This window comes from Nocardioides mesophilus, from assembly GCF_014395785.1.
GTDB classification, from domain to species: domain Bacteria; phylum Actinomycetota; class Actinomycetes; order Propionibacteriales; family Nocardioidaceae; genus Nocardioides_B; species Nocardioides_B mesophilus.
Window position 1 is genome coordinate 2,305,019 of the sequence record NZ_CP060713.1, and the last position, 14,473, is coordinate 2,319,491.

At 74.2% G+C, this 14,473-nt stretch carries 14 protein-coding genes and 1 riboswitch; of the genes, 10 read left to right on the forward strand and 4 right to left on the reverse strand.

The genetic code is table 11. The annotated features are described in order from the left end of the window. Positions 1-12 precede the first annotated feature (12 nt). The 5 genes from H9L09_RS11040 to H9L09_RS11055 all read left to right on the forward strand — a co-directional run bounded on the left by H9L09_RS11040 (position 13) and on the right by H9L09_RS11055 (position 3,624). Positions 13-624 (forward strand): isochorismatase family protein, encoded by a 612-nt coding sequence (locus tag H9L09_RS11040; RefSeq protein ID WP_187577029.1) that lies wholly within the window; start codon positions 13-15, stop codon positions 622-624. Then, positions 621-1,100: a beta/alpha barrel domain-containing protein gene (locus tag H9L09_RS22450; RefSeq protein WP_223164003.1), complete on the forward strand. Its 480-nt coding sequence runs from the start codon at positions 621-623 to the stop codon at positions 1,098-1,100. The genes H9L09_RS11040 and H9L09_RS22450 overlap by 4 nt, the downstream gene beginning before the upstream one ends. Beyond that, entirely contained in the window at positions 1,091-1,537 is a 447-nt protein-coding gene (locus H9L09_RS22455; protein ID WP_223164004.1) for a beta/alpha barrel domain-containing protein, read from the forward strand. Before H9L09_RS22450 ends, H9L09_RS22455 begins: the two co-directional genes overlap by 10 nt. A gap of 285 nt (positions 1,538-1,822) precedes the next feature. Then, the gene (locus tag H9L09_RS11050; RefSeq protein WP_187577030.1) at positions 1,823-2,731 is read left to right on the forward strand and encodes a universal stress protein; all 909 of its coding nucleotides are present in this window, start codon (positions 1,823-1,825) and stop codon (positions 2,729-2,731) included. Next, positions 2,728-3,624, forward strand: coding sequence for a universal stress protein (locus tag H9L09_RS11055; RefSeq protein WP_187577031.1), 897 nt, complete (start codon positions 2,728-2,730; stop codon positions 3,622-3,624). Before H9L09_RS11050 ends, H9L09_RS11055 begins: the two co-directional genes overlap by 4 nt. Before the next feature lie 9 nt (positions 3,625-3,633). Here the strand turns inward: H9L09_RS11055 and H9L09_RS11060 are convergent, their stop codons facing one another. Then, complete coding sequence (locus tag H9L09_RS11060; RefSeq protein ID WP_187577032.1) at positions 3,634-4,074, reverse strand: GNAT family N-acetyltransferase; 441 nt, start codon at positions 4,072-4,074, stop codon at positions 3,634-3,636. 10 nt (positions 4,075-4,084) lie between these two features. After that, positions 4,085-4,996 carry an alpha/beta hydrolase fold domain-containing protein gene (locus tag H9L09_RS11065; RefSeq protein ID WP_187577033.1) on the reverse strand — a complete coding sequence of 304 codons (912 nt, stop codon included), beginning with the start codon at positions 4,994-4,996 and terminating at the stop codon, positions 4,085-4,087. A 31-nt stretch (positions 4,997-5,027) separates the two neighbouring features. Next, a riboswitch (TPP riboswitch) is annotated at positions 5,028-5,136 on the forward strand. 36 nt (positions 5,137-5,172) lie between these two features. Between H9L09_RS11065 and H9L09_RS11070 the strand changes: the two genes are divergently transcribed. The 5 genes from H9L09_RS11070 (at position 5,173) to H9L09_RS11090 (ending at position 12,224) form a co-directional block, all read left to right on the forward strand. Beyond that, positions 5,173-6,255: a thiamine ABC transporter substrate-binding protein gene (locus tag H9L09_RS11070; RefSeq protein ID WP_187577034.1), complete on the forward strand. Its 1,083-nt coding sequence runs from the start codon at positions 5,173-5,175 to the stop codon at positions 6,253-6,255. Between the two features lie 17 nt (positions 6,256-6,272). After that, on the forward strand, positions 6,273-7,925 hold the full coding sequence (locus tag H9L09_RS11075) for an ABC transporter permease (RefSeq protein WP_246455961.1): 1,653 nt from the start codon (positions 6,273-6,275) through the stop codon (positions 7,923-7,925). A gap of 3 nt (positions 7,926-7,928) precedes the next feature. Beyond that, entirely contained in the window at positions 7,929-8,924 is a 996-nt protein-coding gene (locus H9L09_RS11080) for an ABC transporter ATP-binding protein (RefSeq protein ID WP_187577035.1), read from the forward strand. A gap of 31 nt (positions 8,925-8,955) precedes the next feature. After that, positions 8,956-10,011 carry a phosphatase PAP2 family protein gene (locus H9L09_RS11085; protein ID WP_246455962.1) on the forward strand — a complete coding sequence of 352 codons (1,056 nt, stop codon included), beginning with the start codon at positions 8,956-8,958 and terminating at the stop codon, positions 10,009-10,011. A 770-nt stretch (positions 10,012-10,781) separates the two neighbouring features. Then, positions 10,782-12,224 carry a C40 family peptidase gene (locus tag H9L09_RS11090; protein ID WP_187577036.1) on the forward strand — a complete coding sequence of 481 codons (1,443 nt, stop codon included), beginning with the start codon at positions 10,782-10,784 and terminating at the stop codon, positions 12,222-12,224. Between the two features lie 140 nt (positions 12,225-12,364). Here H9L09_RS11090 and H9L09_RS11095 read toward each other — a convergent pair whose 3' ends face one another. Further along, positions 12,365-13,726: an MFS transporter gene (locus H9L09_RS11095; RefSeq protein WP_187577037.1), complete on the reverse strand. Its 1,362-nt coding sequence runs from the start codon at positions 13,724-13,726 to the stop codon at positions 12,365-12,367. Next, positions 13,723-14,298 carry a winged helix-turn-helix domain-containing protein gene (locus H9L09_RS11100; RefSeq protein ID WP_187577038.1) on the reverse strand — a complete coding sequence of 192 codons (576 nt, stop codon included), beginning with the start codon at positions 14,296-14,298 and terminating at the stop codon, positions 13,723-13,725. The genes H9L09_RS11095 and H9L09_RS11100 overlap by 4 nt, the downstream gene beginning before the upstream one ends. Between the last annotated feature and the right edge of the window lie 175 nt (positions 14,299-14,473).

Here is a 14,473-nt window from a genome sequence, read left to right on the forward strand (position 1 = left end):
GGGAGGCGCCCGGTGACGGTGCCCGAGGAGGGGTTCGGGGGGGCGCTCGCACCCGGCGCCAACCCGGCCGTGCTCGCCATCGACCTGATGCGGGCCTACTTCGACCCGGCCAGCCCGCTGTGCCTGCCGTCCGCGGACTGCCTGCACGCGGCCGGCCGGGTCGTCGCGGCCGCCCGGGCCGGCGGCGTACCGGTCGTGCACACCCGGGTCGAGTACGGTCCCGGCGGCGTCGACGGCGGGATCTTCCTGCGCAAGGTCCCGGCGCTGCGCCAGCTGATCGGCGCCGGCCCGCTCGGCGAGCTGATGCCGGAGGTGGCGCCGCGGCCCGACGAGCTGGTGCTGGTCAAGCAGTACGCCAGCGCCTTCTTCGGCACCACCCTGGCCTCGACCCTGCAGGCCTGGGGCGTCGACACCGTCGTCGTGGTCGGCGTCAGCACCAGCGGCTGCGTCCGGGCCACCGCGGTCGACGCCCTGCAGCACGGCTTCGTCCCGCTGGTGGTCCGCGAGGCGGTCGGCGACCGCGGCCCCGGCCCGCACGAGGCCAACCTGTTCGACCTGCAGGCCAAGTACGCCGAGGTGGTCGGCGAGCAGGCGGCGGTCGCCTACCTGGAGGAGCACCGATGAACGAGCAGCCGACCGAGCGGCCGCGGGTGCAGATCGTCGAGGTCTCGCCCCGCGACGGGCTGCAGAACGAGTCGGTGCTGCTGAGCACCGAGGACAAGGTGGAGCTCGTCGAGCGCGCGGTCCGGGCCGGGTCGCGGCGGATCGAGGTGACCAGCTTCGTGCACCCGACCCGGGTCCCGCAGATGGCTGACGCCGAGGCCGTGATGGCGGCGCTGCCGCGGTCCGCGGGGGTCCGCTACGCCGGGCTGGTGATGAACCGGCGCGGGCTCGACCGGGCCCTGGCCGCCGGCGTCGACGAGATCGACGTGGTCGTGGTCGCCAGCGACACCTTCTGCCGCCGCAACCAGGGCATGAGCACCGAGGAGGCCTGCGAGGTCGCCGCCGAGCTGGTCGCGGCGGCCCGCGCGGCCGGCGTGTTCAGCACGGTCACCGTCGGCGCCTCCTTCGGCTGTCCGTTCGAGGGGAGGTGCCGCTGACCCGGCTGCGGGAGGTGCTCGCCCGGGTGGTCGACGCCGGGCCCGACGAGCTGGCGCTGGCGGACACCATCGGCGTCGCCGTCCCCGCCGAGATCACCGAGCGGCTCGCGGCGGCGCGGGGCGTGGCCGGCGCCGACCTGCCGCTGCGCCTGCACCTGCACGACACCCGGCACACCGGGGTGGCCAACGCGGTCGCCGCGGTGGCGGCCGGCGTCACCACGCTGGACGCCAGCATCGGCGGCACCGGCGGCTGTCCGTTCGCGCCGCAGGCCACCGGCAACGTCGCCACCGAGGACCTGGTCTACCTCTTCGACCGGATGGGCCTGGACACCGGCATCGACCTCGCGGCCACCACGGGGACCGTCTCCTGGCTCGAGGACCGGCTCGGCAAGCCGCTCCCCGGGGCGTTGCTGCGGGCCGGGGCGTTCCCCGGCTGACCAGACCGCCGGCCGCAGCGACGCCGGCCGCGGTTTCGCGAGCCCCGGTGGCGGGAAGGCCCTTGTCATGGTCCGGGCCCTCGCAGCAGCAACCGTGATCGCCCTCGTGGGGGCGATGGCCACCACCGACGTCCGGCAGGACCGGGAGACCCCGGACTGGTACGTCGAGCTCTGCGCCCGGGTCAGCACCTGCTAGTCCGGACGGGTGGTGTGCGGGGACGAAGGTCCTTGCCCCCGGACCGTCCGCCTCTCGGTTCCTCCGGGCCCGGCCGGGACCGTGGAGGTATGACAACCTCTGCCGCCAACGGAGCCGTGGTCGTCGGTGTCGACGCCACCACGCACAGCGACGCCGCCCTCGAGTGGGCGACCCGCTACGCGACCGCTCACCACCGCCCGCTGCTGCTGGTGCACGCAGCCGGGGTGCCGACCGTCTACGAGTCCCTCAGCGGACCCACCGAGAACCGCCGCGAGCTGCGGATCGCCGGGCGGCGTACCACCGACCGGGCGCTCGGGCTGGTCCGCCAGCAGGCGCCGGAGCTCGAGGTCCGGGTGCACATGGCGCTGGGGATCGCCCGCGACGTGCTGCTCGACTCCATCGAGGGCGCGCACCTGCTGGTCGTCGGCTCCCGCGGACGCGGCTCGCTCGCCTCGTTCGTCCTGGGCTCGGTCAGCGTCGGGATGGCGGCCAAGGCGCCCTGCCCGGTCGTGGTGGTCCGGCCGATCATGGCCCGCCACGAGGACAGCCCCTACTTCGGCAGCGTGGTCGTCGGCGTGGACGCCACCGACCTCTCGCAGGCCGCGCTGGAGCAGGCGTTCGACCTGGCCTCCACCGAGGGCCGAGCGCTGGTCGTCATGCACGCCTGGGGCCCCGGCCTGGTGATGTACCACCAGCCGCCGGAGATCGAGACGTTCGCCGGTGAGGAGCACCACCTGGCGCTCGCGGAGGCGCTGGCCGGCTACGCCGAGCGTTACCCCGACGTGGCGGTGACCGAGTACCACACCCAGCAGGAGCCGGGCCGCGAGCTGGTCCGGATCTCCGAGGACGCCTACCTGGTGGTCGTCGGGTCCCGGGGGCGCAGCGAGGCCCGGTCGGTGATCTTCGGCTCCGTGAGCCGCTACGTCGTCGAGCACGCCCGCTGCCCGGTGATGGTCGTCCGCCGGCCGGCCCCTGTCGCCGCGGTGACCAGCGCATGATCCGACGCAGCGGACCGGTGGTCGCGGCCGTCGACGGGACCGGTGACGGCCTCCGCGCCGCCCGCTACGCCGCGCAGGAGGCGCTGCGGCGTCGCAGCGGGCTGCGGCTGGTGCACGTGCTGCACGAGACGGTCGCCTGGGTCCCCGCACTCCCGGCCTTCACCTACGAGTCGTTGCGCACCACCGGCCTCGAGATCCTCGACGAGGCCGTGGACGCGGTCGACGACGTCACCGGCGGGGTGCTGCACGTGGAGGCCGTGCTCACCCGCGGCCCGCGGGTGCCGGCTCTGCTCGACCGGATGCGGGACGCGTCGCTGGTGGTGGTCGCGACCCGGCCCTCCACCGTGAAGCGGGTGCTCACCGGCTCCACGTCGGTGGCGCTGTCGGCCCGGTCCCGGTGCCCGGTGGTGTGCGTCCCCGAGACCTGGCGACCCAGCGTCGGCCAGCACCGGGTGGTGGCCGGGGTCGACGGCTCCGAGGCCACCGAGCCGGTCCTCGACGCGGCCTTCGAGGAGGCCGCGGAGCGCGACGCCGCGCTCACCGTGGTGCACGCGTGGCGGCCGAGCAGCAGCGTCGACCCGACCACCGCGGCGCTCGCCGAGGCGCGGTGGCGCGAGAACGCCGACGCCGAGCTCGAGCGGCTGGTCGAGGTCCGTCATGCCGCGTACCCCGACGTCAAGGTGCACCTGTGGCTGCCGCACGAGTGGCCGGCCGACGCGCTGGTCGAGGCCTCGGCCGACGCCGACCTGCTGGTGGTGGGGCGCCGCGGTCACGGCGGCCTGCTCGGCCTCTCGCTCGGCGGCACCTCACGCAGCCTGCTCCGGGTCAGCCGGTGCCCGGTGGCCGTGGTGCCGGACCCGCTGGGCGCCGACCTGGCGGCGCGGGCCGGCTGAGCTGCCCGCTCAGCCGCCGGCCCCGGGCCGGGTCATCGGCACGTGCGGGATGCCGTCCTCGACGAACTCCGGGCCGGCGGCCCGGAACCCGAACCGGGCGTACCACCCCTGGAGGTAGGACTGGGCGTCCAGCCGGGACTCCTGGTCGCCGACCAGCTCGAGCGCGCGGCGCACCAACCGCTCCGCGAGCCCCGCGCCACGGTGCTCGCGGTCCACGAGCACGCGGCCGATGCGGGCCGTGGCGCCGTCGTCGAGGAGCCGGAGGTACGCCACCGGCGCCGGCGCCCCGATCCACAGGTGCCGGGTGCCGGGCTCGAGGTCGCGGCCGTCGAGCTCGGGGTAGGGGCACTCCTGCTCGACCACGAAGACGCTCTCGCGCAGCCGCCACAGGGAGTACGCCGTGCGGGCGTCCAGCTCGTCGAAGGAGGCCACCTGCACGTCGTCGTCCACGACGCCCAGGCTAGCCAGCCACCACCGGCCCGCCGAGGAAGGCCGCGATCCGGCGGCGGGCGGCGCGGCCCTCCCGGACCGGCAGCAGCGGGTAGACGTGGATCAGCCCCGGCTCCTCCTCGTAGGACACCTCCACCCCGGCGGCGCGGGCGCGGCGTACCGCCTCACGCACCTGCGGCAGCAGCAGGTCGCGGGTCCCACACAGCACCAGCGTCCGCGGCAGCCCGGTGTGGTCGCCGAAGAGCGGGCTGACCTCGGGCCGCAGCGGGTCGTCGCCGCCGGCCCACCAGCTGCCGAAGAGCTTGAGCTTGCTCAACCGCAGCCACGGGTCCCGCGCGGCGGCCTCCTCGGTGCCCGGCGTGGTCCCGGTCAGGTCCACCCACGGGGAGACCAGCACCAGGCCGGTCGGCTGCGGCCCGGGGGACCGGGCGATCCGCTGGGCGAGGGCGAGCGCGAGGCCGCCGCCGGCGGAGTCGCCGGCCAGCACCACCCCGCCGGGCGACTCCACGGCCAGCTCGGTGAAAAGTGCGGTCAGCGGCTCGAGCGCGTCGCGCCAGGAGTGCGTCGGCGTCAGCGGGTACGCCGGCAGCACCCACCGCGTCCCGGTGTCGCGGGCCAGCCCCGCGGCGAAGCGCCAGTGGAAGCGGTCCAGGCCGCCGACGAAGCCGCCGCCGTGCAGGTGCAGCACGGTCCGCGTCGGCGTGCTGCCCTCCGGCCGCACCTCGTGGACCGGGAACGGGGCGCCGCTGCGCCGGGTGAGCGTGACCCCGCGCAGCCGGCCGCGTCCGGTCGGCGGCGCCTCGACGGCTCCGCTCTGCCCGTCGAGCACCTCGCGCCGGGTCCGCTCGGGGTCGACGACCTCCGCGGAGCGGCGTACGACCGGGATCGCCCGGCTGAAGATCTCGTGGACGAGGCTCGGCACGCCGCGAGGCTACCCGGGAGGTAGGGTCGGGGCACAACGACAGGGGAGCGTCTACCGGGACGCTGAGAGTGCGGAACCAACCGCAGACCCTCGAACCTGATCCGGGTCATTCCGGCGAAGGGAGTCGAGTCTCGACCGCTCACGCGGTCCCCTCCCGAACGTATGGGAGATGCACCATGCCCGTCCTGCCTCATGTCCGCAGCCACCGACCGGCCGCCCTGGCCGCCTCGGTGCTCACCCTCGCGCTGCTCTCCGGCTGCGCGCTCGGCGGCTCCTCCGAGGACCAGACCGCCGCCGGCACCAAGAAGGTCCTCGTGGCCACCCACGACTCCTGGGCGATGTCGAAGGACGTCCTCCGCGAGTTCACCCAGGAGACCGGCTACACCGTCCAGGTGCTGCCCTCCGGCGACGCCGGCGCGCTCACCAACAAGCTGGTGCTGACCAAGGGCGACCCGATCGCCGACATGGTCTACGGCATCGACAACACCTTCGTCTCCCGCGCCGTCGACGAGGGCGTGCTGACGCCGTACACGCCGTCCGACAACCCCGGCGCGGCCTTCGAGCCGAAGGGCGCTGCGGCCGCCGAGCAGGTCACGCCGGTCGACTACAGCGACGTCTGCGTCAACGTCGACGACGCCTGGTTCAAGAAGGAGGGGCTCCGGCCGCCGAGGACCTTCGAGGACCTCACCCTGCCCGCCTACCGCGACCTGTTCGTGACCCCGGGGCCGCCGACGTCCTCCCCGGGCCTGGCGTTCCTCGCCGCCACCGTCGCCAAGTTCGGCGACGACGGCTGGCAGGCCTACTGGAAGAAGCTGCTCGCCAACGGCGCCAAGGTCACCGCCGGCTGGTCCGACGCCTACGAGGTCGACTTCACCGCCGGCGGCGGGAACGGCGACCGCCCGATCGTGCTCTCCTACGCGAGCTCGCCCCCGTTCACGATCCCCGAGGGCGGCACCACACCGACCACCAGCGCGCTGCTGGACACCTGCTTCCGGCAGGTGGAGTACGCCGGCGTCCTCGACGGCGCCAAGAACCCCGCGGGGGCGAAGGCCTTCATCGACTTCATGCTCGGCAAGGACTTCCAGGAGGCCCTGCCCGACAACATGTACGTCTTCCCGGTGAACCCCGACGCGAAGCTGCCGGAGCTCTGGGCCAAGTGGGCCGTCCCCGCCAAGAACCCGTGGTCGCTGCCGGAGAGCGAGATCGCCCGGCAGCGCGACGACTGGCTGCAGGCCTGGGCCGACCTCGCGGGCCGGTGACCTGCGGTGGGTGAGCGGTGAGGACCGGCTGGCGCGGGGCCGCCGGGCTGGCGGCGCTGGCGGCGGTTCCGGTCCTCACCCTGCTCGTCTTCTTCGTGCTGCCGGTCAGCGGGATGGTGGCGCGCGGGCTGTGGACCGACGGCCGGTTCGACCCGCTGGCCGCGCTCGAGGTGCTGACCCGCAGCCGCACCCACCAGGTGCTGTGGTTCACGGTCTGGTCCGCCGCCGTGGCCACCGTGGTGACCGTGCTGCTCGGGCTGCCGCTCACCTTCGTGCTCTACCGCCTGCGGCTGCCCGGACGGCGGCTGCTCCGTGCCCTGGTGATGATGCCGTTCGTGATGCCGACCGTCGTGGTCGGCGTCGCCTTCCGGACCCTGCTGGTCCCCTCGGGGCTGCTCGGCGCGCTGGGCCTGGACGGCACCCCGGCCGCGATCGTGGCCGCGATGGTCTTCTTCAACCTGGCCGTGGTGGTCCGCACCGTCGGCGGCATGTGGGAGAACCTCGACCCTCGCCGGGAGCAGGCCGCGGCCACGCTCGGGGCGTCGCCGTGGCACGCGTTCCGCACGGTGACGCTGCCGGCCCTGGCACCGGCGGTGGTCTCGGCGGCCAGCGTGGTGTTCCTCTTCTGCGCCACCGCGTTCGGCATCGTGCTCACGCTCGGCGGGCTGCGGTACTCCACCGTCGAGACCGAGATCTACCAGCTCACCACCCAGTTCCTGGACCTGCAGGCGGCGGCCGCGCTGTCGCTGCTGCAGCTCGTCGTGGTCACCGGCCTGCTCGTCGCCGCGCACCGGGGCCGCACCAGCCGCGCGCAGGCGCTGGCCCGCTCCTCCGCGGGGTCGGTGGCCCGGCGGCCCGCGCTGCGCGACCTGCCGCAGCTGGTGCTCGCCGGCCTCGCCCTGCTCCTGGTGGTGGCGCCGGCCGCCGCCCTGGTGGTCGGCTCGCTGCAGGTCGGCGACGGCTGGGGGCTCGGGCACTACCGGGCGCTGCAGACCACCGGCGGCGACTCCGCGCTGCTGGTGCCGGTCACCGAGGCGCTGAACAACTCCTGGCGGGTGGCCGTGGACGCGACCCTGCTGGCGATGGTCCTCGGCTGCCTGGTCGCGATCGTCGTGTCCCGGACCGGCCGGAGCCGTCGGCAACGACGTACCCTCGCCGTCCTCGACGGGGTGTTCATGCTCCCGCTCGGCGTCTCCGCGGTCACGCTCGGGTTCGGGTTCCTGATCACCTTGAACCAGCCCCCGCTCGACCTGCGCAGCAGCCCGTGGCTGGTCCCGATCGCCCAGGCGATGGTGGCGCTGCCGCTGGTGGTCCGCACGCTCGCGCCGGTGCTGCGCTCGGTCGACCCGCGGCAGCGCCAGGCGGCCGCCTCCCTGGGCGCCTCCCCGCTGCGGGTGCTGGCCACCGTGGACCTGCCCACCGTGTGGCGGCCGCTGCTGGCCGCGACCGGCTTCGCGTTCGCGGTCTCGCTCGGCGAGTTCGGCGCGACCAGCTTCCTGGTCCGCCCGGACCGGCCGACGATGCCGGTGGTGATCTACCAGCTGATCGGGCGGCCGGGAGAGGCCAACTACGGGATGGCGCTGGCCGCCTCGGTCGTGCTGGCCGTGCTGACGGTGACCGTGATGGCGCTGGTGGAGCGGCTGCGCCTCGGCAGCGTGGGAGCCTTCTGAGCGATGCTCACCGTCCGCGACCTCTCCGTGCACTTCGACGACCTCCCTGCGGTGGAGGACGTCACGCTCAGCCTGCCCACCGGCGAGGTGCTCGCGGTCCTCGGCCCCTCCGGCTGCGGGAAGTCCACGCTGCTGCGCGCGGTCGCCGGCCTGGAGCCCCTCGCCTCCGGCAGCGTCAGCTACGACGGGCGGGACCTGGGCCGGGTGCCCACCCACCGGCGCGGCTTCGCGCTGATGTTCCAGGACGCGCAGCTGTTCTGGCACCAGGACGTGGCCGGCAACGTCGGCTACCCGCTGCGGCTGCGCCGGCGGCCCCGGGCCGAGATCCGGGCCCGGGTCACGGAGCTGCTCGAGCTGGTCGGGCTGCCCGGCTACGGCGAGCGGAGCCCGGCCACGCTCTCCGGCGGTGAGCGGCAGCGGGTGGCGCTGGCCCGGTCGCTGGCCGCCGAGCCGCGGCTGCTGCTGCTCGACGAGCCGTTGAGCGCCCTGGACCGGGAGCTGCGGGAACGGCTCGCCGCCGACCTGCGGCAGATCCTGGTCGCGGCCGGCACCACCGCGCTGCTGGTCACCCACGACCAGGAGGAGGCGTTCGCCGTCGCCGACCGGATGGCGGTGATGCGGGCGGGTCGCGTCGTGCAGGACGGCACCGTCGAGGAGGTGTGGGGCTCCCCGGTCGACGGGGAGGTGGCGGCCTTCCTCGGCTACGCCACGGTGCTGCACGGGCTGCCGGCCACCCGGGTGCTCGCCGCCGGCGGCTCGGACGCCGGCGTGGCCGGCGGGGTGGCGCTGCGCCGCTCCGCGCTCGTGCAGGACCCGGCCGGCGCCCTGCGCGGGCGGGTCGTCGAGGCGCGGGTGACCCCGGAGCAGCTCCGGCTCGAGGTCGACGTCGACGGGGTCGGGCCGGCGCACGCGGTGGCCGACCCGGCAGCCGAGATCCGGGTCGGTGAGCGGGTGCGGCTGCGCGTCGAGCTGGGGCGGGCCGCCGTACTGCCGGGATGAACCGGGCCTCCGTCTCCTAGACTCGGCTGTTGTGAGACGTCCCGCCTACGCACTCCTCCTGGGAGTGGCCCTGCTCATGGGCCTGATGGCGTTGATCGCGAGCCTCAAGCTCGGCGCCCCGCTGCGCGACCCCGACGGCTTCCTCGGCCCCTCCTGGGTGCGGTTGCCGTTGATGGTGCTCGGGGCCTTCCTGGTCGACGTGATCCCCCGGTCGCTGTGGCGCTCCCGCACCGACTGGCGGGCCTTCAAGGGTCACGCGCTCGGGATCATCCGCGAGCACTGGACCCGGGAGCGGATCCTGCTCGTGGTGATCGGGCTGACCAGCTTCTTCATCACCTACGTCAGCTACCGCAACCTCAAGAACTTCCTGCCACGCCTCGGCGGCGAGCTGCAGGACCCGGTCCTGCACCGCATCGACCAGGTGCTGGCCTTCGGCCACGAGCCTGCGGTGCTGCTGCACGGCCTGCTCGGGGAGGGCGTGGCCGCGCACGTGCTGGCCTTCGTCTACCTGTTCTTCCTGCCGCTCTCCCCGGCCTCGCTGGTCGTCTGGCTGGTGTGGTCGCGCAACATCAGCTACGGCTACTGGTACGCCACCGCGCACTGCCTGGCGTGGGCGTTCGGGACCGCGAGCTACTACCTGGTGCCCTCGCTGGGGCCGAACTTCGCCTACGTCTGGCTCTACTCCGACCTGGACCAGACGGGGGTGAAGTCGCTCCAGGACGCGCTGTACAACGGGCGGATCGACATCATCTACAACCCGTTCGCCGACTCCATCCAGAGCGTCGCCGGCTTCGCGTCGTTGCACGTCGGGATCATCCTCACGCTGGCGCTGATCACGCAGTACACCGTCCGGCACGCCTGGATCCGGCTGGCCATGTGGGTGCTCTTCGCGTTGACGGTGGTCTCCACGCTCTACTTCGGCTGGCACTACATCGCCGACGACATCGCCGGTGCGGCCATCGCCGGGCTCTCGGTGTGGATCGGCGGGCTCGCCACCGGGCAGAAGTTCGACCGCGGCGGGCGCGCCTCGCACCCGACCACCTCGACCGCGCGTGTCCCGGTCACGGAAGATGTCCGTCCCCGCTAGCCCCCCGTGACCACCGCGGCCTGATCCGCCGTGGCGGGAAAAGTTGACCCTGCGGGAGTGGGACGGGTCTCGTGTCGGGGGTCACTGTGCCACTAGACTCTTCCGTAGAGGGAGATACACGGGGACGTTCGGACGCGCTGCAGACGTCGCCCGGCCCGTTGCCTCCCGCTCACTCGGTGTCGTCCCAGCCTCCCAATGGGACGACCCCGGCCGGTCCCGCCCTCACCTCCCAGGAGGGCGGGACCTTTTTCTTGCCCGCGCGCGGCGCCATTTTCGCGCACAGCCTCTGTTGCGGCGGCGGTGAGCGCGGTGCGCGCGGCCGTTTTCGCGCACAGCCGTGACTCTGTGCGCTGCCGGGCGGATCGGCGCGCCGTTTTCGCGCACAGCCTCGTTTCTGGCGGCACGGGGCCGCCGACCTGCCCCCGTTTCCGCGCACAGCCGTGAACTCGGTACGCGGGGGATGCCCCGCACCCGCTACTTCAGCGAGACCCTAGTGCGCTCCTCAGAGCCGAAATGCCGCACTTCTTGGAATTACAACCATGTAGTTTGTCAACCCGACACGCTGTGGTGCTGAAGTTATTTTTGTTAAAACTGTTCCCAATGTGGCTGATGGGCACTAGCGTCCCCAGGACGCCCCGGGCAACTGGGGCGAAACCGACCTCGGGTCGGGTGGTCGGGTCTGGGAGGGCCGGCCGCCCGACGGGGGTGGGACCCACAGACGGCGCACGAGCCGAGGGGAAGCGGCTCGTGCGCATGACGGAAGGAACCGAGTGCGCAGGCACACCTCAGGGCCGCAGAGCCCGGTACGTCGTCGGGGCCGACGCCTCGCGGTCCCGGTCCTCGTCGTCGCCCTCAGCCTGGCACTCGCCGCCCCGGCGCTGGCCGACCGCGACAAGCCGGTGATGCCGACTCGCGACGAGGTCCGTGCCGCCAAGGAGCAGGTCGCCGCCCGGGCCGCCGACGTCGGCGCGATCAAGGCCCAGCTGCTGATGGCCAACCAGCGGCTCGAGGCTGCTGCGACCACGGCCGAGCAGGCCTCCGAGGCCTACAACGGCGCGATGTGGAAGCTCGAGAAGGCCAAGGCCGAGGTCGCGGCCGCCCAGAAGCGTGCCGCCCGCGCCCGGCGTACCGTCGCCGAGCAGCGTGACGCCATCGGCGCTCTGGTCGCCACCTCCTACCAGCAGGGTGCCGAGCTGTCGGCGCTGAACGCGATGATGACCGCCGACGGTCCGGAGGGGGTGCTCGACCAGTACGCCGCCTTCCAGGGAGCCTCGACGTCCCTGCAGGCCGACTACGAGCGCTTCGCCGCCACCGACGCGATCGCCCAGGTCTTCGAGAAGCAGGCGCAGGAGGCGCGCGCCGAGCAGGCCCGGGTCGCGCACCAGGCCGAGCTGTCGCGGGACCGCGCCGCCCGGGCCGCCGATGCCGCACAGCAGGCGGCGACCAGCATCGCCGCCGAGAAGGAGCGGCTGATCGCCGCCCTGGCGCAGGCGCAGAACATCTCGGTCGACCTCGCCCGCAAGCGGCAGACGGCGCTCGAGGAGATCGCCCGGCAGCGTGCCGCCGAGCAGGCCCGCCGCGAGGCTGCGGCCCAGGCGCGGGCCGAGGCGCGTGCCCAGGCCGCTGCTGCGGCCCAAGCAGCCGCCGAGGCGAAGGCCAAGGCGGATGCCGCGGCCGCTGCTGCCGCGGCGAAGGCCAAGGCGAAGGCGAAGGCCGACCAGCCGAAGTCCACCCGGCCCGGCGGCAGCGACCCCAAGCCGCAGCCGGCCCCGCAGCCCGCGCCGGCCCCGCAGCCCACTCCGGAACCTGCTCCCGCGCCTGCGCCCGCGCCCGCTCCTCAGCCGTCGGTCGATGGCGCCCAGCGCGCCATCGCGTTCGCCAAGGCCCAGCTCGGCGAGCCCTACCAGTGGGGCGCCACGGGACCGAGCTCCTGGGACTGCTCCGGGCTGACGATGGGCGCCTGGCGCGAGGGCGGCATCTCGCTGCCGCACTACTCGGTCGCCCAGTACGACGCCGGTACGCCGATCTCGGCGAGCGAGCTGCGCCCCGGCGACCTGGTGTTCTGGAGCTCGAGCAGCTCGCCGAGCGGGATCCACCACGTGGCCCTCTACATCGGCAACGGGCAGATCATCCACGCCCCCCGCACCGGACGACCGGTGGCGATCGACGACATGTACTACTGGATCCCGCCCACCCACTTCGTGCGTCCCTGACCGGCCGCGACGTCACCGCGGTCGACCGCCGCGGGGGAGCACGGGAGCCATGACGCTGGACGTGCCCGTGCCGGACGCGATGCGGCGCGCCGAGATGCTGCAGTCCCCGGCGTCCTGACCCGGGCGGCGGCGGTGGCCGGTCAGACGGCCAGGGTGGCGGCCCGCTCCTCCCGGACCGCGCGACGCGTGTCCATCTCTCGCCACCGTGGCTGGAGCGCCGGGAGCATGGTGGCGGCGAGGTACGCCGCCCCGCAGACCAGCAGCGCGGGGGTGAGCCCCACGCCCCCGATGAGCAGGCCGCCGACCACACCGCCGAAGGGCATCAGCGACCAGCACAGGGCGGAGTTGAGCGAGCTGACCCGACCGACGAGGTGCGCCGGGATCCGCTCGAAGATCACCGCGCCCAGGACCGGGTTGATGAAGCCGCTGCCGAAACCGGCCACTGCGCCGTAGGCGAGCACCCCGCCGAGCGGCAGGTCGAAGGCCAGCACGAAGAACCGGGGTGCGCCGCAGATCAGGAACGCCACCAGGTAGGTGCGGTAGCGCGGCAGCCGGGCCGCCCAGGTGGCCGCCACCACCGCGCCGAGGACCGCGCCACCGCTGAACACCGCGAACAGCAGGCCGACCGAGCCGGGTCCGCCTCCGGACTGCTTCGCCCAGACCGGCACCAGCACCGACACGTAGGCGGTGTCGAAGAGGTTGGTCACCGCGACCATCAACGAGATGCCGAGCAGCAGCGGGTCGCTGCGCAGGAAGTCCCAGCCCTCGCGCAGCCGCCGCAGGTAGGAGATGTCGCCGTCGTCCGCGGATCCGGCCGGCGGGGACGCGACGGGCGCGGTCGCCGCCGTGTCGCCCGGGGCCTCCGCCGGTGCGCGCCCCGCCGCGGCGGCCAGCGTGGCGGCCCGCATCGCCGCCGGGCGGAGTCGCCGGGTGCACGCGGTGAGGACGGCTGCGGAGACCAGGAAGCTGGCGGCGTCGAGCAGCAGCGCGTCGGCGGCACCGATCAGTGCGACCAGCCCGCCGGCGATCGCCGCGCCGGCCATCGAGGCGGTCCGCTCGACGGCCGACGCCAGGCCGGTGGCCCGCTCCATGGGGACGCCGGCGTGCTCCACCAGGTCCGGGACCATGGCGTTCTTGGCGCCGTCGCCGGGTCCGCGCAGGGCGCCGGCCAGCGCCACCAGGGCCAGCAGGGCCGGGAAGCTGAGCATCCCCAGGGTGTAGAGCAGCGGGACCAGGCCGACGGCGACGGCGCTGGCGGCATCGGCGCCGATCGCGATCCGACGGGCGCCGACCCGGTCCACGAGCGGGCCGGCGAGCGCCTTGAGCGTGACCAGCGGGAACATGTCGGCGAACGCCACCAGGCCGGTCTGGGTGGCGCTGCCGGTGGTGGAGAGCACGAACCACGGCAGCGCGATCATCGAGACCCGGGTGCCGGTCAGCGAGATCGCCTCGGCGGTCAGCCACCCGTAGAGCGGCAGCCGGTGCACGGCCCCGGTGCTCATGACCGCTCCTCCGGCGCCAGCTCCCCGGGGCGGGGGAAGGTGTGCAGCTGGAGGGCGAAGTTGGCCGCGCCGTCGGCGCCCGGCTCGTCCTCCTGCCAGCTCGACACCAGGTCGGTGAGGGTGCGCATCAGCTGTTCGGAGCGCTCCGGGGTCAGCCGCAGCTCCCAGTCGCTCAGCGTCGAGGCGCGGCGCCACCGGGCGGGCCGGGTCGGTGCCTCCTCCACCGCGCGCTGGAGCGCCTCGGTGTGGACGATGGCGACCGCCTGCTGAAAGGCGTCGATCGCCTCCCGGCTCTCCGGGCTGTCCTCGGCGGCGGTCTGGGTGGCCTGGTGTGCGGCCCGCCACCAGCGGTCGCGGGCGTTGCCGCGCTCGGTGTCCTCGGCGACGAAGCCGTGCTGGTGCAGCTGGCGCAGGTGGTACGACGTCGCCCCGCTGTTCATGCCCAGCCGCTGGGCCAGGGCGGTGGCGGTGCTCGGCCCCTCCGCCCGCAGCAGGCCCAGGATCCGCAGGCGTACCGGGTGGGAGAGCGCCTTCAGCGCCGAGGGGTCGGGGGTGATCCGGTTCAGCTCCATATCTTCACGGTAGAACGCAAAGCAATGTTTGCAAAGATGTCTTTGCGTAAAGTTTCGGCGCGGCTCCAGCGCCGGCTCTGCGGGCCGCGCCGCGGGGCGCGGCTGTGCGCGAAACCGGCGGCACGGGCGTCGGTTGTGGCCGCGCGGGTCGCGGCTGTGCGCGAAATCGGCGGCG